19 protein-coding genes and 2 pseudogenes are annotated in these 21477 nt (G+C 56.3%); 9 read left to right on the top strand and 12 right to left on the bottom strand.

Annotated features, from left to right (window positions below; genetic code table 11):
• Window positions 1-52 precede the first annotated feature (52 nt).
• A complete protein-coding gene (locus ACW9E7_RS20610; RefSeq protein WP_096150942.1) occupies window positions 53-385 on the top strand; it encodes a YceK/YidQ family lipoprotein in 333 nt (110 codons plus the stop codon).
• Here ACW9E7_RS20610 and ACW9E7_RS20605 read toward each other — a convergent pair.
• The 8 genes from ACW9E7_RS20605 to ACW9E7_RS20570 all read right to left on the bottom strand — a co-directional run bounded on the left by ACW9E7_RS20605 (window position 382) and on the right by ACW9E7_RS20570 (window position 8569).
• The gene (locus tag ACW9E7_RS20605; protein WP_271369063.1) at window positions 382-1611 is read right to left on the bottom strand and encodes a DUF3748 domain-containing protein; all 1230 of its coding nucleotides are present in this window, start codon (window positions 1609-1611) and stop codon (window positions 382-384) included. The two genes, ACW9E7_RS20610 and ACW9E7_RS20605, sit on opposite strands and share 4 nt — an antisense overlap.
• 51 nt (window positions 1612-1662) lie before the next feature.
• Window positions 1663-3000, bottom strand: a complete 1338-nt coding sequence (locus ACW9E7_RS20600; protein ID WP_458728287.1) for an MFS transporter — start codon at window positions 2998-3000, stop codon at window positions 1663-1665.
• 78 nt (window positions 3001-3078) lie between these two features.
• A complete protein-coding gene (gene dgoD, locus ACW9E7_RS20595) occupies window positions 3079-4227 on the bottom strand; it encodes a galactonate dehydratase (protein WP_136195852.1) in 1149 nt (382 codons plus the stop codon).
• Complete coding sequence (locus ACW9E7_RS20590) at window positions 4224-4841, bottom strand: 2-dehydro-3-deoxy-6-phosphogalactonate aldolase (protein WP_458728286.1); 618 nt, start codon at window positions 4839-4841, stop codon at window positions 4224-4226. The genes dgoD and ACW9E7_RS20590 overlap by 4 nt, the downstream gene beginning before the upstream one ends.
• The gene (locus ACW9E7_RS20585; RefSeq protein WP_458728285.1) at window positions 4825-5703 is read right to left on the bottom strand and encodes a 2-dehydro-3-deoxygalactonokinase; all 879 of its coding nucleotides are present in this window, start codon (window positions 5701-5703) and stop codon (window positions 4825-4827) included. Before ACW9E7_RS20585 ends, ACW9E7_RS20590 begins: the two co-directional genes overlap by 17 nt.
• The gene (gene dgoR / locus ACW9E7_RS20580; RefSeq protein ID WP_003861109.1) at window positions 5700-6389 is read right to left on the bottom strand and encodes a D-galactonate utilization transcriptional regulator DgoR; all 690 of its coding nucleotides are present in this window, start codon (window positions 6387-6389) and stop codon (window positions 5700-5702) included. Before dgoR ends, ACW9E7_RS20585 begins: the two co-directional genes overlap by 4 nt.
• 226 nt (window positions 6390-6615) lie before the next feature.
• Entirely contained in the window at window positions 6616-7428 is an 813-nt protein-coding gene (gene yidA, locus ACW9E7_RS20575; RefSeq protein WP_133293459.1) for a sugar-phosphatase, read from the bottom strand.
• A 115-nt stretch (window positions 7429-7543) separates the two neighbouring features.
• Window positions 7544-8569 carry a zinc-dependent alcohol dehydrogenase family protein gene (locus tag ACW9E7_RS20570; protein WP_458728284.1) on the bottom strand — a complete coding sequence of 342 codons (1026 nt, stop codon included), beginning with the start codon at window positions 8567-8569 and terminating at the stop codon, window positions 7544-7546.
• A 109-nt stretch (window positions 8570-8678) separates the two neighbouring features.
• Here ACW9E7_RS20570 and ACW9E7_RS20565 point away from each other — a divergent pair, with 109 nt between their 5' ends.
• On the top strand, window positions 8679-9614 hold the full coding sequence (locus tag ACW9E7_RS20565) for a LysR family transcriptional regulator (protein ID WP_458728283.1): 936 nt from the start codon (window positions 8679-8681) through the stop codon (window positions 9612-9614).
• 34 nt (window positions 9615-9648) lie between these two features.
• On the opposite strand, the gene gyrB is transcribed toward ACW9E7_RS20565, so the two are convergent.
• The 4 genes from gyrB to dnaA are packed head-to-tail and all read right to left on the bottom strand — an operon-like array spanning window position 9649 to window position 15661.
• Window positions 9649-12060, bottom strand: a complete 2412-nt coding sequence (gene gyrB, locus ACW9E7_RS20560) for a DNA topoisomerase (ATP-hydrolyzing) subunit B (RefSeq protein WP_111964243.1) — start codon at window positions 12058-12060, stop codon at window positions 9649-9651.
• Between the two features lie 28 nt (window positions 12061-12088).
• Window positions 12089-13162: a DNA replication/repair protein RecF gene (recF, locus tag ACW9E7_RS20555; protein ID WP_048030318.1), complete on the bottom strand. Its 1074-nt coding sequence runs from the start codon at window positions 13160-13162 to the stop codon at window positions 12089-12091.
• Window positions 13162-14262 carry a DNA polymerase III subunit beta gene (gene dnaN, locus ACW9E7_RS20550; protein ID WP_008500170.1) on the bottom strand — a complete coding sequence of 367 codons (1101 nt, stop codon included), beginning with the start codon at window positions 14260-14262 and terminating at the stop codon, window positions 13162-13164. The genes recF and dnaN overlap by 1 nt, the downstream gene beginning before the upstream one ends.
• Before the next feature lie 4 nt (window positions 14263-14266).
• Entirely contained in the window at window positions 14267-15661 is a 1395-nt protein-coding gene (gene dnaA, locus ACW9E7_RS20545; RefSeq protein ID WP_010426558.1) for a chromosomal replication initiator protein DnaA, read from the bottom strand.
• A gap of 320 nt (window positions 15662-15981) precedes the next feature.
• Here dnaA and ACW9E7_RS20540 point away from each other — a divergent pair.
• From ACW9E7_RS20540 to ACW9E7_RS20510, 7 genes and pseudogenes are all read left to right on the top strand, one after another.
• A pseudogene (locus ACW9E7_RS20540) lies at window positions 15982-16032 on the top strand (hypothetical protein); the annotation flags it as partial.
• Between the two features lie 228 nt (window positions 16033-16260).
• Complete coding sequence (gene rpmH / locus ACW9E7_RS20535; RefSeq protein ID WP_000831330.1) at window positions 16261-16401, top strand: 50S ribosomal protein L34; 141 nt, start codon at window positions 16261-16263, stop codon at window positions 16399-16401.
• A 16-nt stretch (window positions 16402-16417) separates the two neighbouring features.
• A complete protein-coding gene (gene rnpA / locus ACW9E7_RS20530) occupies window positions 16418-16777 on the top strand; it encodes a ribonuclease P protein component (RefSeq protein ID WP_032640303.1) in 360 nt (119 codons plus the stop codon).
• Window positions 16741-16998, top strand: coding sequence for a membrane protein insertion efficiency factor YidD (gene yidD, locus ACW9E7_RS20525; RefSeq protein ID WP_001307474.1), 258 nt, complete (start codon window positions 16741-16743; stop codon window positions 16996-16998). Before rnpA ends, yidD begins: the two co-directional genes overlap by 37 nt.
• Window positions 16999-17000: 2 nt before the next feature.
• Complete coding sequence (gene yidC / locus ACW9E7_RS20520) at window positions 17001-18644, top strand: membrane protein insertase YidC (protein ID WP_115876769.1); 1644 nt, start codon at window positions 17001-17003, stop codon at window positions 18642-18644.
• A 72-nt stretch (window positions 18645-18716) separates the two neighbouring features.
• The gene (mnmE, locus tag ACW9E7_RS20515; protein WP_024907875.1) at window positions 18717-20081 is read left to right on the top strand and encodes a tRNA uridine-5-carboxymethylaminomethyl(34) synthesis GTPase MnmE; all 1365 of its coding nucleotides are present in this window, start codon (window positions 18717-18719) and stop codon (window positions 20079-20081) included.
• A gap of 143 nt (window positions 20082-20224) precedes the next feature.
• Window positions 20225-21275, top strand: a pseudogene (locus ACW9E7_RS20510) (tyrosine-type recombinase/integrase); the annotation flags it as partial.
• Window positions 21276-21477: the final 202 nt, after the last annotated feature.

Below are 21477 nucleotides of genomic sequence, written 5' to 3'. Positions count from 1 at the left end.
GCTATAACCCTGAGTTGAAGGTCTATGCAGTGCCATTAACGATGACTGAGTGATGATGAAAAATGTTCTGATAAAGCTGACGACGTTCAGCGGGGTTGTTTTACTTTGCGGGTGTTCGAGCGTGATGTCTCACACCGGCGGTAAAGAAGGAACATATCCGGGGACGCGAGCCAGCGCGACGATGCTCTCCGATGACGATACAAACTGGGGCACCAAATCCCTGGTAATCCTCGATATGCCGTTTACGGCCGTGGCGGATACGCTTCTGCTGCCGTGGGATATGTTTCGTAAGGACAACTCCGTACGCTCACGGGTAGAAAAAAGCGAGCAGGAGAATCTGGCGACAAACGCCGTCATCCCGCCCGCTGACATGCCTCCACGCTAGCGCTGCGCGGTTTCCGTTACCCAAAGCTGACGGAAACCGGCTGTCTCTTCCATCCATGCAATAACGCGTCCGTCCGGAGAAAACACGACCGCATCAGCAGATGGCGGATTGCCGTGATCGGACGTCAAAAACGTCACCTCTCCGGTCTGTGCGTCGCAGCACGCGATCCTATTTTCGAGCACAAACCCCAAACGATCGCCGGAAGGATGCCAGTTAAATGCAGACTGGATATCGCTTCCGTTTCGCGTCAACTGGCGCGGCTCGCCGCCCTCCGGCGAGATCAGCCACAGCTGCACAATACCGTTATCATCCCGCATCAGAAACGCAATCTGTGTCCCCTGCGGATTACTGCGAACCCAGTGACGCGGCACGTTTACCAGACCCGGATACGCCCTCTGATGCGTAAAGGTTAAACGACGCTGTTCTACTCCCGCTGGCGGCGCTGGCAGGGTATCCGTCGTGCCCTGTAGCGGCGCATCGCCCGCACGCTTCCAGCCCTGCTCGTCTTCGGGCAGATTAACAATAAAAAGTTCAGGCACTTTCTCGCCCGTTGCAGACAGGGTATCGCCGATAAACGCCAGCCTGTCGTTGCCCACCCAGCCCTCTTCGTAAGCGCGGTTAATCTCGTCGCTGCCCGGCTGCGGATTGGGCGTCGTGCGGCTAACCAGTACGCTCCAGAAGGTTCCCGAATATTCACGGGGATGGTTCCCCTGCGGGTTTACCGGACCGAAAGGCGCCGCCACGCCGACGTTGCGTAAATCAAGTTTAGGATCGCGCTCGTGGAGCACGTGGTCGTTATAGGTAAAGCTGACGAGCAGGCCATTCGGGCTGAAGACATGGACGTGGCTTCCGCCGCGCAGCGCGCCAGGAGTGTACGGCGAAGTGATATCCATCGCGTCCAGGTTGCTCAACTGGCCGTGATGCGCAATCACCCCCTGACGATGATGAAAATCGTAGTGCCAGTCTGCATCCGGATTTTTCGGACCGTGGATAAACACGTATTTCTCCTGCGCGGGATGAACGGTCACCACGCCGACGTGCGCGCCGTCAGTGGCGCGATAAACCACCTCCACCTCACCCGTGCCGACGTTGACCCGCTCGATGGTTTCACCGGTGAACGACGCACCTGACGGGCGCACGTCATAGACCAGCCACTGGCTGTCCGGCGTCCAGGTATTGATGTTGGTCAGCTGGTGGTTGCGGGAAGCGAAGGTGATTTGTTTCATGAGGATACCCTGATGCACGGTGAATGCATCAGGGTAAAACATCCGCAGGGATTAGCCTACTCGTTTCACATCACCCACCAGCAGGATGTAGGAGAGTGCCCCGATCAGCGCCACGGCAGAAATATAAACCAGAGCCGGGCCGAAGCCGTAGTCCTGCGCCAGGTAGCCGATGACCAGCGGTACGGTGATCCCCCCCAGCCCGCCGACAAAGTTGAACACGCCGCCGGTCAGACCAATCAGCCGCATCGGCGCAAGGGATGAGACCAGTGACCAGGTGATAGAGGCGAAACCGTTACCGAAGAACGCCACCGCCATCAGGGTCATAATCCACACCGGATCGTTGGTGTAGTTGGCACCCATGATGCAGGTTGAGATCAGCAAGCCGCAGATGATCGGCGTTTTACGCGCCACGCCCAGCGAGTAGCCTTTTTTCACCAGCTTATCGGCCAGCCAGCCGGAGAGCAGCACGCCGAAGAACGCCGCGAGAAACGGCACGGTGGTCATAAAGCCCGCCTTCAGCGCCGCGATCCCCTTCTCCTGGGTCAGGTAGTTCGGGAACCAGGTGAGGAAGAACCACAGCGTGGAGGTCACCGCGAACTGGCCCAGATAAACACCCACCAGCTTACGATGGAAGACCAGCTTCCAGTCCGCTTTGGTCAGCGGCTGGCGCGCCTCTTTTTTCACCGGTGCATCGCCGTCCACCAGGCCACCGCCGTCACGGATGTAGTCCAGCTCGGCTTTGGTGATGCTTTTGGTCAGACGCGGCGGCTGGTAAACCTTGAACCAGATTAGTGACCAGATAATGCCAATCCCACCCGTGACGATGAATACCCAGTGCCAGCTCAGCAGCTCCTGGATCCAGATCAGCAGCGGCGTCAGAAACGCCAGGCCAACGAACTGTCCGGAGGTGTAAATGCCGACGGCTGACGCACGCTCGTGTTCCGGGAACCAGCTGGTCACCATGCGGTTGTTGGTGGGAAACGCGGGCGCTTCGAAAATTCCGGTGATGGCGCGCAGGCCAATCAGCGACATCAGCCCGGTCGCGAAGCCCTGGAACAGGGTCGCCACGGACCAGCCGAAAATGGCGATAAAGTAGGTCAAACGTGAGCCCACGCGGTCAAGGAACCAGCCGCCCGGTATCTGACATAAAGTATACAGCCAGGCAAACGCCGAGAAGACGTAGCCCATTTCCGCTTTGGTGATGCCAAACTCTGCCTGAATATGGGCCGATGCCACGGCAAGGTTGGCGCGGTCGACATAACAAATGACCACGGTAATAAATATCATAATCAGCGTCAGGTAGCGGCGACGCCCGGTTTTTGTAGCGGTAACTGGAATATCCATCGCAATCTGTCTCCAGATTTTGGGCATAGCGAAGCCGCTCACCATGCCCTGTAATTTACAGAGGGTTATATTTTTGTATGTATGATTTTTGCCCGGAGGCTTATCGGGTCTACGGGATGGCGATTACCATTCCGCTACGCTGCCGTCCTCATGACGCCACAGCGGGTTGCGCCAGTCCGGCGCATTTTTACTCAGCTCAATGACTTTGGCTTCGTCAATTTCCACTCCAAGGCCCGGCTTCGTTAACGGTTTAAAGAAACCGCCTTCCATGCAGAAGTCTTCTTTATTTTTCACAAAATCGAGCAGTTCCGCGCCCTTGTTATAGTGAATCCCCATGCTCTGTTCCTGGAACACCGCATTGCGGGAGACAAAGTCGACGTGCAAACAGGCAGCCAGCGCGATCGGGCCAAGCGGGCAGTGCGGCGCCAGCGCCACATCGTAAGCTTCGGCCATCCCGGCAATTTTATAGCATTCGGTGATGCCGCCCGCGTGAGAGAGGTCCGGCTGCAGGATGGCAATGCCTCCCGCTTCAAGCACGCGTTTAAACTCGAAGCGCGAGAACATACGTTCACCCGCCGCGATAGGAATGTGGGTCTGTTCAGCCAGCTTCGGGTAGTACTCGGCCTGCTCGGCCAGCACCGGCTCTTCGATAAACAGCGGACGATACGGCTCCAGTTCTTTAATTAGCACTTTGGCCATCGGCGCGCTGACGCGGCCGTGGAAATCCAGGCCAAACTCAATCTCGTTGCCGAAGGCTTCACGGATTTGCGCCACGGTATTCACCGCCCGGTCTACCGCGCGCGAGTTGTCGATAATGCCCATCTCTTCGCAGCCGTTGAGCTTGAAAGTGTCGAAGCCGATGTTGCGCAGCTGCGTGATGCCATCAATCACATCCGCAGGACGGTCACCGCCGACCCAGCTGTAGGCTTTGATTTTGTCGCGCACCAGGCCGCCCATCAATTGCCATACCGGCGCGTTCAGCACTTTGCCTTTGATATCCCACAGCGCCTGGTCGATGCCGGCGATGGCGCTCATCAGGATCGGCCCCCCGCGGTAGAAGCCCGCGCGGTACATTACCTGCCAAAGGTCGTTAATGCGCGCCGGATCCTGACCAATCAGGTATTCACCCAGCTCGTGCACCGCCGCTTCTACGGTACGCGCCCGCCCTTCAATCACCGGTTCGCCCCAGCCCACAACCCCTTCATCGGTTTCGATTTTCAGGAACATCCAGCGCGGGGGTAAACGGTACGTGGTGAGTTTGGTTATTTTCATTTCACTGCCTCTCGATACGCTTTCACAAATGCTACCGCCTGCTGTGCGGTACGCTCCACGGACTGTCCGGCACGATAAAGATCGCTGCCCAGCCCCGCGCCCACACAGCCAGCGCTCATCCACTGGCCCAGGTTTTCTGGCGTTACGCCGCCCACGGCAAAGACCGGCACGCTGGCGGGCAATACCGCTTTAAGCGCTTTGATGTAGTCCGGACCAAAAGCCGATGACGGGAAAATCTTGAGCGACTGTGCGCCTGCTTCAAGGGCAGTAAAGGCTTCCGTGGCGGTGGCGCAGCCCGGGCAGACGGTCATGCCGTGCCCTACCGCGCGGCGGATCACCTCTGGCTGAATGTTGGGCGTGACGATAAGCTTGCAGCCCATTTTCGCCAGTTCATCCACCTGCTCAGGCCGTAACACTGTGCCTGCGCCAATCAGCGCCCTATCGCCGAAGGCCTCCACCACGGTCGGAATGCTTTTTTCCCACTTCGGAGAGTTAAGCGGGATTTCCACCGCGTCGAACCCGGCGTCAATAACCGCGCCGACGTGGGCTAACGCCTCATCGGGCGTGATGCCGCGCAAAATTGCGATAAGGGGAAGATCAGTTTGCCACTGCATGAGCGATGCTCCTTATTCCTGCCTGAAATGCCGTGTCGCCGGATAGCGTTGAAACGTTACGCCCAACGGTGCGAAACGCCTGCTCGTAGCGCGACGTCAGCGATGCGCCTGCGACAATGGTGATGGCCTGCTCGTGCGCGATGAAATCACGCATGCTGGCAACCTCAGCGCCAATCAGCAGGCCGGAAAGAAACTCGCTGACCTGCTCGCGCGGGAGATTTCCCAGCACGTGCGAGGCGCGAACCTCAAAAAGGTGCGGCAAGACATCAGGAGAAGCGATCCCACGTTCAAGCCCGGCAGCAAACACCTCTGCCGAGTCTTCCTGCTCAGGTAAACCGGCCCCGACCAGCGAATGGTTGAGCAGCAAATGGTGCAGCTCGCCGGTCATCACGGTGCGAAAGTCGTGGATTTGCTCAGCGTCAGCCTGGACCCACTTGCAGTGCGTTCCGGGCATGACGTAGACAGAAGAAGGAGAAAGCACGCGCGCGCCAAGCAGCTGCGTCTCTTCGCCGCGCATCACGTTATGGTTGTCGTCGCGAGAAACGCGCAAGCCGGGAATAATCCAGATATTGTCGCCAACGGACGTTAACTGCTCGCCAATCGCGGAGAAATGGGCGGGAACCGGCAGATAAGGCGCAACTTTCCAGCCTACATTGCTGCCTACCATTCCCGCCATTACCACCGGCGTGGCGCTGTCGCGCCAGTTTTGTGTGACCTCTGCTAACACCGCCTCGGGGGATTTACCGTTCAGGCGCGTCACGCCTGCATCTGATTGCCTGCTCTCCAGGCACTGCTCGCCCTGATACAGCCAGGCGCGCAGATTGGTCGATCCCCAGTCAATTGCGATGTAGCGAGATGTCATGTGATTTCCTTCAGCCTTCGTGTCGAGCTGGCAATCATAGTAAGTGCCGCCTGCTCTGCCGCATCGCCGTCCTGATGCCGTATCGCATCGAACAGCGCTTTATGTTCCTGGAGCGTTTTCGGCATGTTGGCCTCATCGCCCATCCAGGTACGTTCAAATACTGCTCGCTGTAGCGAGCTGATCGCTACGCTAAGCTGCTGTAATACCGGGTTATGCACCGACTGCAGCACCGCTTCGTGGTAGCGAATATCTGCCTCGTTAAACGCCTCCCGGTTCTGGTTATTGGCGATCATGTCGTTTAAAGCCGACTCGATCTGGGCCAAATCGCCGGAAGTTGCGCGTTCCGCCGCCCAGCGGGCGATGGCCGGTTCAACCAGGTTTCGGACTTCGCTCATCGCGCCGATAAGCCGCGGGTCGTAGTCGTTTTCCAGCACCCACTGCAGCACGTCGGTATCGAGATAGTTCCACTGGTTACGCGGGGCAACAAACGCGCCGCGATAGCGCTTCATTTCAATCAGCCGCTTCGCCATCAGCGAGCGGAATACTTCCCGGATGATGTTGCGCGAGGTTTCAAACTCCTCACACAGTTCGGCCTCTGCCGGCAGCGGCGAACCGGGAACGTATTTGCCACCCACAATCTGTGTGCCCAGCGTGATGACGATGCGATCGGTTTTATTGAGTGTCATGGAGAGTCCTTGTGCTCTGTATGTCCATCACTACTTTACCGCGACCGCTGAATTTCACCTCACTTTTGCAGTACAAACGTGAGGGAGTTCGTCTTTGTCATGGCTGTAATGTAGTACAATTATTTAATGTTGTACTACAATCAAGATCACAAAAAGAACAATTCAATAAATTCAGCGCAAAAAAAAGCCCCGGTTGATAACCGAGGCAGATGATTAAAAATAAGCGTTATTGCAGCACAAACTTCTCGATCGCGTAGGCAACGCCGTCTTCCAGGTTGGATTTGGTGACAAAATTAGCCACTTCTTTCACCGACGGAATAGCGTTATCCATCGCCACTCCCATGCCCGCGAATTCAATCATCGCGATGTCGTTTTCCTGATCGCCCAGCGCCATGATTTCATCCGGCTTGATGCCCAGCGCGTCGGCCAGCGATTTAACGCCGGTGCCTTTATTGACGCGTTTATCGAGGATTTCGAGGAAGTACGGCGCACTTTTCAGCACGGTGTATTTCTCTTTCACCTCGGCCGGAATGCGTGCAATCGCCTTATCCAGGATCTCCGGCTCGTCGATCATCATCACTTTCAGGAACTGGGTCGCCGGGTCCATTTTCTCGGCTTCACAGAACACCAGCGGAATGGTCGCAACGTAGGATTCATGTACCGTGTAGTAGCTGATATCACGGTTGGCGGTGTAAAGCGTATTGCGATCGAGCGCGTGGAAGTGGGAACCCACCTCACGGGACAGTTTTTCCAGGAACCGGTAGTCATCGTAGCTCAGCGCGGTTTGCGCAACCGTACTGCCGTCAGCGGCTTTCTGCACCAGCGCGCCGTTATAGGTGATGCAGTAGTCGCCCGGCTGATTCATGTGCAGCTCTTTCAGATAGCTGTGTACGCCCGCATACGGACGCCCCGTGGTCAGGACCACATTCACGCCCTTTGCGCGCGCCGCGGCGATCGCGTTTTTAACGGCTGGAGAAATGGTGTGGTCTGGCAGCAGCAGCGTGCCGTCCATGTCGATTGCAATGAGTTTGATAGCCATGAGTTCCCCGGAATAAATGAGTGCTGCCTCATGCTAACGCGATTAAGCACACAAAAATAGAGCTATATTGCGCAACAGGAATGCCCCTTTTACGCTGATTCCGGGGAACGAAGGCTTACTCGCGGGTGAGAACTATTTTACCGAACGCGCCGCGATCGAGGTGTTCAAACGCCTGTTCAAGCTCGTTAAAACGGTAGCGATGCTCTATCACCGGCTTCAGCCCCGTGACGTCAACTGCGCGGACAAAATCTTCCAGCGCCCGGCGGTGCCCCACGCCAATCCCCTGAATGACGGGTGATTTCAGCAGCAGTTCGCCAGCAGAGAGCGTAATCTCCGTCCCGGCCAGCACGCCAATGACGGAGATACGTCCGTGAACGGCAACGGCGCGCAGGGAATGCTTCAGGTTCTCTCCGCCTACGGTTTCAATAATATGGTCGATGCCGCGATCCTGCGTGAGCGCCAGCGTATTTTCCGCCCAGTCGCCTTTCAGACGGTTGATGCCCTGGCTGGCTCCCAGCTTTTTGGCCAGCGCCAGTTTTTCATCACTCCCCGAGGTGACAAAAACCTCCGCCCCGTGCGCTTTTGCGATTTGCAGGGCGAATATCGCCACGCCGCCCGTGCCCTGCACCAGCACCGATTGACCGGCGCGCAGCTGGCCACGTTCCACCAGCGCAAACCAGGCGGTAAGCCCTGCGCAGGGTAAGGTGCTGGCCTCGGCGTCATCCAGGGTCTCCGGGGAAGCCGCCAGCGCGTCTTCCTTCACAATCACGTACTCGGCCAGCATTCCCTGGAAGTATCCGCCGGACGTTTTATAGGGCAAATTGCGCGCATCAGCCTGCGGTTTACCGTCGATCCACTCCGGGAAGAAGGTTGAGATGACGCGGGCGCCTGGCTGGAAACGCGTGACGCCTTCACCAATGCTGTCGACGACGCCCGCCATGTCAGACGCCGGGGTAAACGGGAAGGAAAGAGGAATCGGCATCGTGCCTTCAATCACCATTTTGTCGCGATAGTTGAGCGCGACGGCATTCACCCTTACGCGCACTTCACCCGGACCGGGCTGTGGAATGGGCTCCTGAATAAGCGTAAGGCTCTCGCGCCCGAGGGCGTTCATCGTCCAGCGTTGCATTGTCTCTGTCATTTTTCTCTCCTGCGATCAAATAATCTTCAGTACCTACAGTTTAGCGTTGACTCTTCGTCACCAATGGCGATAATTTTTCTCTTTATTGATGCCTGAATGGATACAATCCATGACCGATACGCTGAAAGATATTCCTGTTTTTGTCGCTGCCGTTGAGGCGGGAAGTTTTGCACAGGCCGCAGTTCGCCTGCACCTGTCGCGCTCGGCGGTGGGAAAAAGCATTGCTCGCCTTGAGGAACGCCTGGGAGTACGGCTCTTTCAGCGCACCACCCGCAGCCAGAGGCTGACCGATAACGGCGCCCTTTTTTATGAACGCTGCCTGCGCGCGCTGGAGGAGATTCGGGGCGCAGAGTCGCTGCTTGAAACGGGGAAACAGCAGGTCAGCGGCCGCCTGCGCGTTGCCATGCCGGTACTGTTTGGCCGCCAGTGCGTCGCGCCGCTGCTGATTGAACTGGCGCAGGAACACCCCGGGCTTGAGCTTGAAATGTCGTTCAGCGACCGCGTGGTGGATCTGGTAGAGGAAGGGTTTGATATGGCGGTGCGTAACGGCACGCTGCAGGACAGCAGCATGATGGTCGCCAGAAAGCTGGGCGAACACCGCATGGTGCTGTGCGCTGCGCCGGAATATCTGCAGAAAAAAGGCCAGCCGCAAAGCGTGGCTGATTTACCCCATCATACGGCGATTAACTATCTGCGCGCAGGCAGAGTGTTGTCCTGGCAGCTGATGGATAACGAAGGAACGTCGCACACCTTTACACCCCGGTCATCACTCAATATGGATGATTTGCAGGCGATCTTCGACGCTGCGCTGGCCGGACGCGGCATTGCATGGCTGCCCTGCTGGATGGTCGTCAAAGATATTCACCAGGGTAAACTCGTCCCTCTCCTGAAGCAGGCACCGGATGTGCATTTCAACGTTCATGCCGTGTGGCAGCAGACGCCGCATCTGCCGCTGAGGGTAAGAATAGCGATAGATACGCTGGCGAGCCGTTTACCATCCGTGATGTCGCTGGATATGCCTGCGCCCATAAAAAAGCCGCGCTAAACGCGCGGCCAGTTATCGTGCGGTATAACGTCGATTAAATATCGATATTTGCCGCTTTCAGGGCGTTCTCTTCGATGAAGGCACGACGTGGTTCAACCGCATCGCCCATCAGGGTGGTGAACAGCTGGTCTGCAGCAATCGCGTCCTTAACGGTAACGCGCAGCATGCGGCGGCTTTCCGGATCCATGGTGGTTTCCCACAGCTGCTCCGGGTTCATTTCGCCCAGACCTTTATAGCGCTGGATCGCGAGGCCGCGACGGGACTCTTTCACCAGCCAGTCCAGCGCCTGCTCGAAGCTGGCTACCGGCTGACGACGTTCGCCACGTTCGATGAACGCATCGTCTTCGATCAGGCCGCGCAGCTTCTCGCCGAGCGTGCAGATACGACGGTATTCCGGACCGGTCACAAATTCGTGCTCCAGCGGGTAGTCGGTGTCGACGCCGTGGGTACGCACGCGAACGATCGGCTCGAACTGCTGATCGGCATTCTGCTGAACATCGCATTTCCACTGGCTGCCGTGCTGCTCTTTTTCGTTCAGATCGGTCACCAGGGCGTTCACCCAGCGGGTGACGGTCTGCTCGTCGCTCAGATCGGCCTCGGTCAGGGTTGGCTGATAAACCAGTTCCTTCAGCAGCGTTTTCGGATAACGACGTTCCATACGCGTGATCATTTTCTGCGTGGCGTTGAACTCGGACACCAGACGCTCCAGCGGCTCACCGGCCAGTGCAGGGGCGTGCGAGTTCGCGTGCAGGGTCGCGCCATCAAGGGCGATCGCGATTTGGTACTGATCCATCGCTTCGTCGTCTTTAATGTACTGTTCCTGCTTGCCTTTTTTCACCTTGTACAGCGGCGGCTGTGCAATGTAGACGTGGCCACGCTCAACGATTTCAGGCATCTGACGATAGAAGAAGGTCAACAGCAGCGTACGAATGTGCGAGCCGTCGACGTCCGCATCGGTCATGATGATGATGCTGTGGTAGCGCAGTTTGTCCGGGTTGTACTCATCACGGCCAATGCCGCAGCCCAGCGCGGTGATGAGGGTCGCCACTTCCTGTGAAGAGAGCATCTTGTCGAAGCGCGCCTTCTCAACGTTGAGGATTTTACCCTTCAGCGGCAGGATAGCCTGGTTCTTACGGTTACGGCCCTGCTTCGCAGAACCGCCCGCAGAGTCCCCTTCCACGAGGTACAGTTCGGACAATGCCGGGTCGCGTTCCTGACAGTCAGCAAGTTTGCCCGGCAGGCCTGCCAGGTCCAGCGCGCCTTTACGACGTGTCATTTCACGCGCTTTACGCGCCGCTTCACGGGCACGCGCCGCATCGATAATTTTGCCCACCACGATTTTCGCGTCGGACGGGTTTTCCAGCAGGTATTCGCTCAGCAGTTCGTTCATCTGCTGCTCAACCGCCGATTTCACCTCAGAAGAGACCAGCTTATCTTTGGTCTGTGAGGAGAACTTCGGATCCGGCACCTTCACGGAAACCACGGCAATCAGGCCTTCACGGGCATCGTCACCGGTGGCGCTGACTTTCGCTTTCTTGCTGTAGCCTTCTTTGTCCATGTAGGCGTTCAGGGTACGGGTCATCGCCGCACGGAAGCCGGCAAGGTGAGTACCACCGTCACGCTGTGGAATGTTGTTGGTAAAGCAGTAGATGTTTTCCTGGAAACCATCGTTCCACTGCAGCGCCACTTCCACGCCGATACCGTCTTTTTCGGTGGAGAAGTAGAAGATATTCGGGTGAATAGGCGTTTTGTTCTTGTTCAGATACTCAACGAACGCCTTGATACCGCCTTCGTAGTGGAAGTGGTCTTCTTTGTTATCACGCTTGTCGCGCAGGCGAATCGAGACGCCGGAGTTCAGGAACGACAGTTCACGCAGGCGTTTCGCCAGGATGTCGTACTCGAACTCGGTGACGTTGGTGAAGGTTTCGAGGCTCGGCCAGAAACGCACCATGGTACCGGTTTTGTCGGTGTCGCCCGTAACGGCCAGCGGTGCCTGCGGCACGCCGTGCGTATAAAGCTGACGGTGGATTTTGCCTTCGCGCTGGATAACCAGCTCCAGCTTCTGCGACAGGGCGTTTACTACCGAAACACCTACACCGTGCAGGCCGCCGGAAACTTTATAGGAGTTATCGTCGAACTTACCGCCTGCGTGCAGGACGGTCATGATCACTTCCGCTGCAGAGACGCCCTCTTCCGGGTGAATACCGGTTGGGATGCCACGACCGTCATCGGTGACGGAGACGGAGTTGTCCGCATGGATGGTGACCACGATGTCTTTACAGTGACCCGCGAGCGCTTCGTCGATAGCGTTATCTACCACCTCGAATACCATGTGGTGCAGACCGGTGCCGTCATCCGTGTCGCCGATATACATACCCGGGCGCTTACGCACCGCATCCAGCCCTTTCAGGACTTTGATACTGGAGGAGTCATAAGAATTCGACATCAACGTTTCTCGCTCATTTCAACTTGGGTTAATCCGTTATTTTACCCTTTTCCACGGTAAACATCTTCGAATTTTCGTCCGACATGTCTATAACGTGTTCAGCGCTTATCGCGCTAACGAAAACCTGCGACTGCGTGGCTTTTAAGCGGCTGGCAAGCAGCCCGCGCCGCGCGTCGTCAAGTTCCGAGGCAAAATCATCTATCAGGTACAGGCAGCGTCTTCCGCTCTCGCGGGTGAGAAACTCCCCCTGTGCCAGGCGCAGCGCACACATCAGGAGCTTGAGCTGCCCGCGCGACAGCGTGTCTTCCACCGGCGCACCGTCAGCACGAATGCGGAAATCCGCCTTGTGCGGGCCGTGCGCGGTATAGGTCAACATGCGGTCGCGCTCGAAGCTTCTCTCTAACACCTCGGCATAGTCCGTCTCTTTCTCCCAGCCGCGCTGGAAGGAGAAGGTGAGAGAGAATTCAGGTAAAAACTGTTTGCAGGTGTCGGCCATGTCTTCGGCGATACCAGCGCTGTATTCGGCACGCCAGCGGCTAATCTGTTCCGCAAGAGGGATTAACTCCATGTCCCACGGACGCAGCTGGGCGTAGCGCGTCACCTGGCGCAGCGCGGCGTTACGCTGCTTGAGCAGACGCTTCAGGTTGCTCCAGGCGTTAAAGAATCCGGCTTCGTTGTGAAAGCATCCCCAGTCGAGGAACGCTCTTCTGTATTTGGGGCCGCCGTTGAGTAAAGTAAACCCCTCGGGCGTTATCAGCTGCATCGGCATCAGCAGCGCAAGCTCCGCCACTTTATGGCCGTCAGTGCCGTCGATGCGCACCTTGCTGTCGCCCTGCTTATCTTTGGTCAGGCCGATGGCGGTCTCCCGCTCCTCGCCCTGCAAACGCCCGTGCAGAACAAAGGATTCCTGCTCGTGGCGAATGACGCGGCCAATCTGCAAACTGCGAAACGCCCGGCCGTGGCCGAGCGTATAGATGGCTTCCAGCACGCTGGTTTTGCCGCTGCCGTTCGCGCCAACCAGGAAGTTAAAGCCGGGGGATAAAGCGAGATCCGCGCTTTCGATATTGCGAAAGTCGCGGATCAACAGACGGGTGAGCGACATTACAGTCTCATTGGCATGACAACATAGGCAGCCGACTGTGATGCGGCATCTTCAATCTGTACGCTCGAAACGGAGTCGGTCAGCAGGATGCGCACGTTCTCGCATTTCAGCGCATTCAGCACATCCAGCACGTAGCTAACGTTGAAGCCGATTTCCATCTCAGCCCCGGCGTAGGTGACGTCCAGAATCTCTTCTGCCTCTTCCTGCTCCGGGTTGTTGGCGGTGATTTTGATCTGGTTTTCACTCACGTACAGGCGCACGCCGCGGAATTTCTCGTTAGAGAGGATGGCGGCACGGGCAAAGGCCTGCTTGAGGCTGTCGCAGCCTGCTTCCAGCGTTTTGTCCGGATTCTTCGGCAATACGCGGCGGTAATCGGGAAAACGGCCGTCAACCAGCTTCGATGTGAAGACAAAGTCGCCCACGTGTGCGCGGATGTTGTTGCTGCCGATCTGCACGCGCAGCGGCGTGTCGCCACCGTCGAGCATACGCATCAGCTCAATCACCCCTTTACGCGGCACGATCACCGAATGGTTTGGCAGTGAGTCGCCAATCGGCATAGAACAGACCGCCAGACGGTGGCCGTCGGTTGCCACGGTACGCAGCTCTTCACCTTCGGTTTCGAACAGCATGCCGTTTAAGTAGTAACGAACGTCCTGATGCGCCATGGAAAACTGCGTGGCTTCAATCAGACGCTTCATCGTCGCCTGAGGCAGGGTGAATTCAACTTCGCTCTGCCAGTCGTCCAGGTTCGGGAAGTCCGCTGCTGGCAGCGTGGAGAGCGAGAAACGGCTGCGGCCAGAACGCACCAGCATACGGTCGCCTTCCAGCTGCACGGCGATTTCAGCGCCTTCCGGCAGCCCGCGGCAGATATCAAAGAATTTACGTGCCGGAACCGTGGTCGCGCCCGCGTCGTGCGGCTGCGTCAGCGTAACGCGCGCGATCATTTCCATTTCCAGATCTGTACCGGTCAGCGACAGCGTACCGTCCGCGACCTGAAGCAGCAGGTTTCCGAGAATAGGCAGCGTTGGGCGACCGCCTAATGGGCCACTCACCTGTTGCAGCGGTTTTAATAAATGTTCACGTTCAACGGTAAATTTCATAGCGTCACGATGATAATGTTCTGATTAGATTGGAAAAATCTTCTTTTATGTCGTGGCTTTCTTCGCGTAACTGCTCAATCTTGCGACAAGCGTGCAGCACGGTCGTATGGTCACGGCCACCAAACGCATCCCCGATTTCCGGCAGACTGTGGTTGGTTAACTCCTTTGCCAGCGCCATCGCCATCTGACGCGGACGCGCCACCGAGCGGGAACGACGTTTAGACAGTAAATCTGCCACTTTGATCTTGTAGTACTCAGCCACCGTCTTTTGAATATTGTCGATAGTGACCAGTTTTTCCTGCAATGCCAGCAAATCGCGCAGCGCTTCACGCACAAAATCGATGGTGATCGCACGACCGGTGAAGTTGGCATTGGCGATAACGCGGTTCAGTGCCCCCTCCAGCTCACGGACGTTGGAGCGCAGACGCTTGGCAATGAAGAACGCCACTTCACCCGGCAGGCGAATGTCATTTTCATCGGCTTTCTTCATCAGGATCGCGACGCGGGTTTCCAGCTCCGGTGGCTCGATCGCCACGGTCAGGCCCCAGCCGAAGCGGGATTTCAGACGATCTTCAACGCCGTTGATCTCTTTTGGGTAACGATCCGAGGTCAAAATGATCTGCTGATTGCCTTCCAGCAGGGCATTGAAGGTGTGGAAAAATTCTTCCTGCGATCGTTCTTTATTGGCAAAGAACTGGATGTCATCGATCAGCAGCGCGTCAACGGAACGATAGTAGCGTTTAAACTCTTCGATCGCATTGTTTTGCAGGGCTTTTACCATGTCCTGAACGAAGCGTTCGGAGTGCATATACACCACTTTGGCATTGGGCTTGCGCGCCATGATGCCGTTGCCCACCGCATGCAGCAGGTGCGTTTTACCCAGACCCGTGCCGCCATAAAGGAACAGCGGGTTGTAGGCGCCACCGGGATTATCAGCAACCTGACGAGCCGCCGCGCGCGCCAGCTGGTTCGATTTACCTTCAACGAAGTTATCGAACGTGTGTTTCACGTTAACGTTAGAGCGGTAGGTTGGCTCAGCCGGTGCAGGGACATTATCCCAGCCCTGACGAGCGGGTGCGACGCGAGGGGCCGGAGCAGGAGCGGCCTGAGCAGGCGCTGCGACGTTCACGGTTTCACGTACGGTTTGGGTGACCGGCTTTGTGCCCACTTCAAAGCGCAGCTGCGGGGCATCTGACCCACAGAAATCGTTCAGCAGTCCATTGATGTTATTAAGATACTTGTCCCTTACCCAATCGAGCACAAAACGGTTTGGCGCATACAAAGCCAGCGTGTTATCGCTCAGTTCCGCCTGCAACGGGCGGATCCACATACTGAATTCTGTGGCTGGTAACTCATCCTGCAATCGGGCAAGACACTGCTGCCAAAGCGAAAGTGACACGGCGGACTCCACTCGAACAATAAAAGAAAACTATTGAATATTCATGATTGTTGGCGCACATCGACATGACCCTGTGTAAAGGGGGACGTGCGAATTGCTATCTGCAATTTATCCTGACCAGGATCCTGGGATCCCGATCGGGACCGCGGATCATAGCCTAAACTGAGCCAGAGATCTTCTGTTTCTCACAGATTCTTCCCGATTTATCCACAGGAAGATCCAGAACCGGGTAAGTGTAAACGATCCTGGCGCGAGTGCCCCGCGATTTAGTCCGCATATTGGAAAAATTAATGAGCACAGACAATTTATTGCTTAAATGATCTAACGAAGATCCGGGACGATCCTTGCGCTTTGTCGGTGAGCCCGTATAATCCTCGACCCGGCGCGTGATGCTCATCTTCCTGCGTCGTCCGTTGCTCATTTTCCACGCGAAAACGTGCGGAAATACGCGGGAAATAAGGAAAGAGAATTGACTCCGGAGTGTACAATTATTACAATCCGGCCTCTTTAATCACCCACGCTGAGGCGTTAGTCGTTCGAAACTCGTTCGGGTATACGCAAAAGTCAGTGAATTTATTCAAGTTTAGGTAGAAATCGCCATGAAACGCACTTTTCAACCGTCTGTACTGAAGCGCAACCGTTCTCACGGCTTCCGTGCTCGTATGGCTACTAAAAATGGTCGTCAGGTTCTGGCACGTCGTCGTGCTAAAGGCCGCGCTCGTCTGACCGTTTCCAAGTAATAAAGCTAACCCCTGAGTGGTTAAGCTAGCATTTCCCAGGGAGTTACGTTTGTTAACTCCCGCTCATTTCACTTTCGTCTTCCAGCAGCCACTACGGGCTGGCACGCCGCAAATCACCATCCTCGGCCGCCAAAATTCGCTGGGGCATCCCCGCATCGGTCTCACAGTCGCCAAGAAAAATGTTAAGCGTGCGCATGAACGCAATCGGATTAAACGTCTGACGCGTGAAAGCTTCCGTTTACGTCAGCACGAACTGCCTTCAATGGATTTCGTGGTGGTGGCTAAAAAGGGGGTTGCCGACCTCGATAACCGTGCTCTCTCGGAAGCGTTGGAAAAATTATGGCGCCGCCACTGTCGCCTGGCTCACGGGTCCTGATAGCCCTTATTCGGGTCTATCAACGCCTGATTAGTCCGCTACTCGGGCCGCACTGCCGTTTCACACCAACATGCTCAAGCTACGGAATTGAGGCATTGCGCAGGTTTGGAGTGATAAAAGGCAGTTGGTTGACGGTGAAACGCGTATTAAAATGCCACCCTTTACACCCCGGTGGAGACGACCCCGTCCCTCCAGGACCCTTTGATACCAGAGAACACTAACGATGGATTCGCAACGCAATCTTCTTATCATCGCTTTGTTGTTCGTGTCTTTCATGATCTGGCAGGCATGGGAGCAGGATAAAAATCCTCAACCCCAGCAGCAGACCACGCAGACTACGACCACCGCAGCGGGTAGCGCCGCCGACCAGGGCGTACCGGCCAGTGGCCAGGGGAAACAGATTACGGTTAAGACCGATGTGCTTGAGCTGACAATCAACACCCGTGGTGGTGATGTTGAGCAGGCGCTGCTGTTGACCTACCCGAAAGAGCTGAAGTCTAACGAACCGTTCCAGTTACTGGAAACCACGCCTGAGTTTATCTACCAGGCGCAGAGCGGCCTGACCGGTCGTGATGGCCCGGATAACCCGGCTAACGGTGCGCGTCCACTGTATACCGTCGAGAATGACACCTTTGTGCTGGCTGATGGCCAGAACGAACTCGTTATCCCGATGACCTATACCGACGCCGCAGGCAACACCTTCACCAAAACCTTCACCCTGAAGCGCGGTGAGTATGCGGTGAACGTGGGCTACAGCGTACAGAACGCCAGTGCGAAACCGCTGGAACTGTCCACCTTCGGTCAGCTGAAGCAGTCCATCAATCTGCCGTCTCACCGTGACACCGGAAGCAGCAACTTTGCGCTGCATACCTTCCGCGGCGCGGCGTACTCCACGCCAGACGCGAAGTATGAGAAATACAAATTCGACACCATTGCCGATAACGAAAACCTGAACGTCAGCGCTAAAGGCGGTTGGGTGGCAATGCTGCAGCAGTATTTCGCCACTGCGTGGGTGCCAAATAACGACGGTACCAACAACTTCTATACCGCGAACCTGGGCAACGGTATTGCAGCCATCGGCTACAAATCTCAGCCGGTTCTGGTACAGCCGGGTCAAACCGGTAAGCTGGCAAGCACCCTGTGGGTCGGCCCGGAAATTCAGGACAAAATGGCCGCTGTTGCGCCGCACCTGGATCTGACCGTGGATTACGGTTGGTTGTGGTTCATCTCTCAGCCGCTGTTTAAGCTGCTGAAGTTCATCCACAGCTTCCTGGGTAACTGGGGCTTCTCCATCATCGTTATCACCTTCATCGTTCGTGGCATCATGTACCCGCTGACTAAAGCGCAGTACACCTCCATGGCGAAGATGCGCATGCTGCAGCCGAAGATTCAGGCAATGCGTGAGCGTCTGGGCGATGACAAACAGCGTCAGAGCCAGGAAATGATGGCCCTGTATAAAGCAGAGAAAGTGAACCCACTGGGTGGCTGCTTCCCGCTGCTGATTCAGATGCCAATCTTCCTTGCGCTTTACTACATGCTGATGGGTTCCGTTGAGCTGCGCCACGCGCCGTTCGCTCTGTGGATCCATGACCTGTCCGCACAGGACCCGTACTACATCCTGCCGATCCTGATGGGCGTGACGATGTTCTTCATCCAGAAGATGTCGCCGACCACCGTGACCGACCCGATGCAGCAGAAGATCATGACCTTTATGCCGGTCATCTTCACCGTGTTCTTCCTGTGGTTCCCGTCAGGTCTGGTGCTGTACTATATCGTCAGCAACCTGGTGACCATCATCCAGCAGCAGCTGATTTACCGTGGTCTGGAAAAACGTGGCCTGCATAGCCGCGAAAAGAAAAAGTCCTGATCCGATAAGTTAACGCTAAAATAAGGGCGGTCGATTGACCGCCTTTTTTATTTGTATTGAACGAGAGCAACCATGAGCCATAACGACACTATCGTCGCCCAGGCAACCCCACCGGGACGCGGTGGTGTAGGCATTCTGCGCATCTCCGGCCTGAAGGCGCGCGAGGTGGCCGAAGCGGTGCTGGGTAAACTGCCAAAGCCGCGCTACGCTGATTACCTGCCGTTTAAAGATGCCGACGGCACGCCGCTGGACCAGGGCATTGCGCTGTGGTTCCCCGGCCCTAACTCCTTCACCGGCGAAGACGTGCTGGAGCTTCAGGGCCACGGCGGCCCGGTTATCCTCGACCTGCTGTTAAAACGGATCCTGACCCTGCCGGGCCTGCGCATTGCGAAGCCGGGCGAGTTCTCCGAACGCGCCTTCCTCAACGACAAGCTCGACCTGGCGCAGGCTGAGGCCATTGCTGACCTGATCGACGCCAGCTCCGAGCAGGCGGCCCGCTCTGCCCTGAACTCGCTGCAGGGGGCATTCTCCGCGCGTGTGAATCACCTTGTGGAAGCACTTACTCACCTGCGCATCTACGTGGAAGCGGCTATCGACTTCCCGGACGAGGAGATCGACTTCCTCTCTGACGGCAAAATCGAAGCCCAGCTCAACCAGGTGATGGCCGATCTCGACGCCGTTCGCGCCGAAGCGCGCCAGGGAAGCCTGCTGCGCGAAGGGATGAAGGTGGTGATTGCCGGACGCCCTAACGCCGGGAAATCGAGCCTGCTGAACGCCCTGGCGGGCCGTGAAGCGGCAATCGTGACCGACATTGCCGGTACCACTCGCGACGTGCTGCGCGAACACATCCACATCGACGGCATGCCGCTGCACATCATCGACACCGCCGGTCTGCGCGATGCCAGCGACGAGGTTGAGCGCATCGGTATCGAACGCGCCTGGCAGGAGATCGAGCAGGCCGACCGCGTGCTGTTTATGGTGGACGGCACCACGACCGACGCCGTTGACCCGGCAGAGATCTGGCCGGACTTTATTGCCCGCCTGCCGGCCAAACTGCCGATCACCGTGGTGCGTAACAAAGCGGACGTGACCGGCGAAACGCTCGGTATCAGCGATGTGAATGGTCACTCACTGATTCGCCTGTCGGCGCGGACCGGTGAAGGCGTGGACGACCTGCGCAATCATCTCAAGCAGAGCATGGGCTTTGACACCAGCATGGAAGGCGGCTTCCTGGCGCGTCGCCGTCACCTGCAGGCGCTGGAAGAGGCGGCTAACCACCTTGTCCAGGGTAAAGCGCAGCTGATCGGCGCGTGGGCGGGCGAGCTGCTGGCGGAAGAGCTGCGTCTGGCACAGCAGAATCTGAGCGAGATCACCGGGGAGTTTACGTCGGACGATCTGCTGGGACGGATCTTCTCGAGCTTCTGTATTGGTAAGTAAGTTTTAGTCCATCCTCGTCCGTGAACGTTCACTAACCCGCATTAACTATCTGTTAAGGCGGGTTTTTACTTTTCGTACTGGTCCGTTGTCGTACGGGTTCATCCGCGATTTTTGTGTCCTGAAATTGTACCCATCTCAAAATTAACAAACAGAAAAATATCACACTGGGCGAATCCCCTACTTTCTCACTTGCAGAAGCGCGGCTTTGGCGTGAAAAGTGCCGCTCAATGGTTGCCCATGGCATCAATCCCTCGCAGAAAAAGCAGGAAGAAAAGCTTAAACAGAAAGACCCAACGACAGTCAAAACATTCGCCAAACGCTGGCTGACCGATATCGTTGAAAAAAGTAACCGCGATCCGCGCAACGTCACTCGCGTTATCGAGAAGGACATCATTCCCATCATCGGGAAGCTGGAACTCGAAGAACTCACAACCGCCCATATTCAGGTCGTGCTCGACCTTATCAAGCAACGAGGTTCGGATCACGTCGAGCTACTGACGCGAAACGTGCTTAAACGCATGCTGGCCTATGCGATTTCCAGGGGAATCATATTCAACAACCCGTCAGCCGCTATATTGCACAAGCAACAAGCCGAGACGTGGCGCTAACAGCAGAAGAGATCGGCATCCTGCCACGGGGGATCTACATCTCTAATATGAACCGACGCCACAAGCTGGCCCTGCACCTGCCGATCATCTGCATGGTGCGTAAATCGAATTGATTGAAGCGACATGGGGTGAAGTTAACTTCAACGCGCTGGAATGGCGTATCCCCGGCGAAAGAATGAAGATGGATAACCCATATATTGTTCCGCTGTCAAAGCAGGCGCTGTCGATGTTCGAAGAGCTAAAATTTCTGGCCGGAGATTCCTCTTACGTCTTCCCCAGCCGAAACGACCACCGACGCCCGATCTCCAAAACAACACTTAACTGTGCGGTGCGTACACTGGATCTGGACGTCAGGGATTTTGTTATTCATGACTTCCGGCGTACTGCCAGCACATTGCTAAATGAGCAAGGCTAAAACTCCGACTGGGTAGAGAAATGTCTGGCGCATAAGATCGGCGGCGTTCGCGGTGTCTACAACCGTACGGAGTACCTGAATCAGCGCCGGGAGATGCTTCAGTCCTGGGCGGACTTTGTTGATGCGCAGATTGAGGTGGGGCGGCAGGTGGTTATCGGGAAGTTTGGGTAGGCTTATGAGATCTCATAAGGCTGCCAATAAAATTAAACCAGTGAGAAAATACTGGTTATATAGGTTTAAGCACTAGAAGCTTACAAATGAAGGGGTTTTATGTGGACAATCTGAACTATATGTACTTAAATCGTTGTTATTATTGCAAATATAGTTGTATGCATACACAGCACTGTTTTTATATACATAAAAAAGGAACTCT

Source organism: Enterobacter sp. H2G27, from assembly GCF_054403075.1.
Note: the sequence above shows the minus strand (reverse complement) of the source record. Positions and strands in the feature narration are given on the sequence as shown.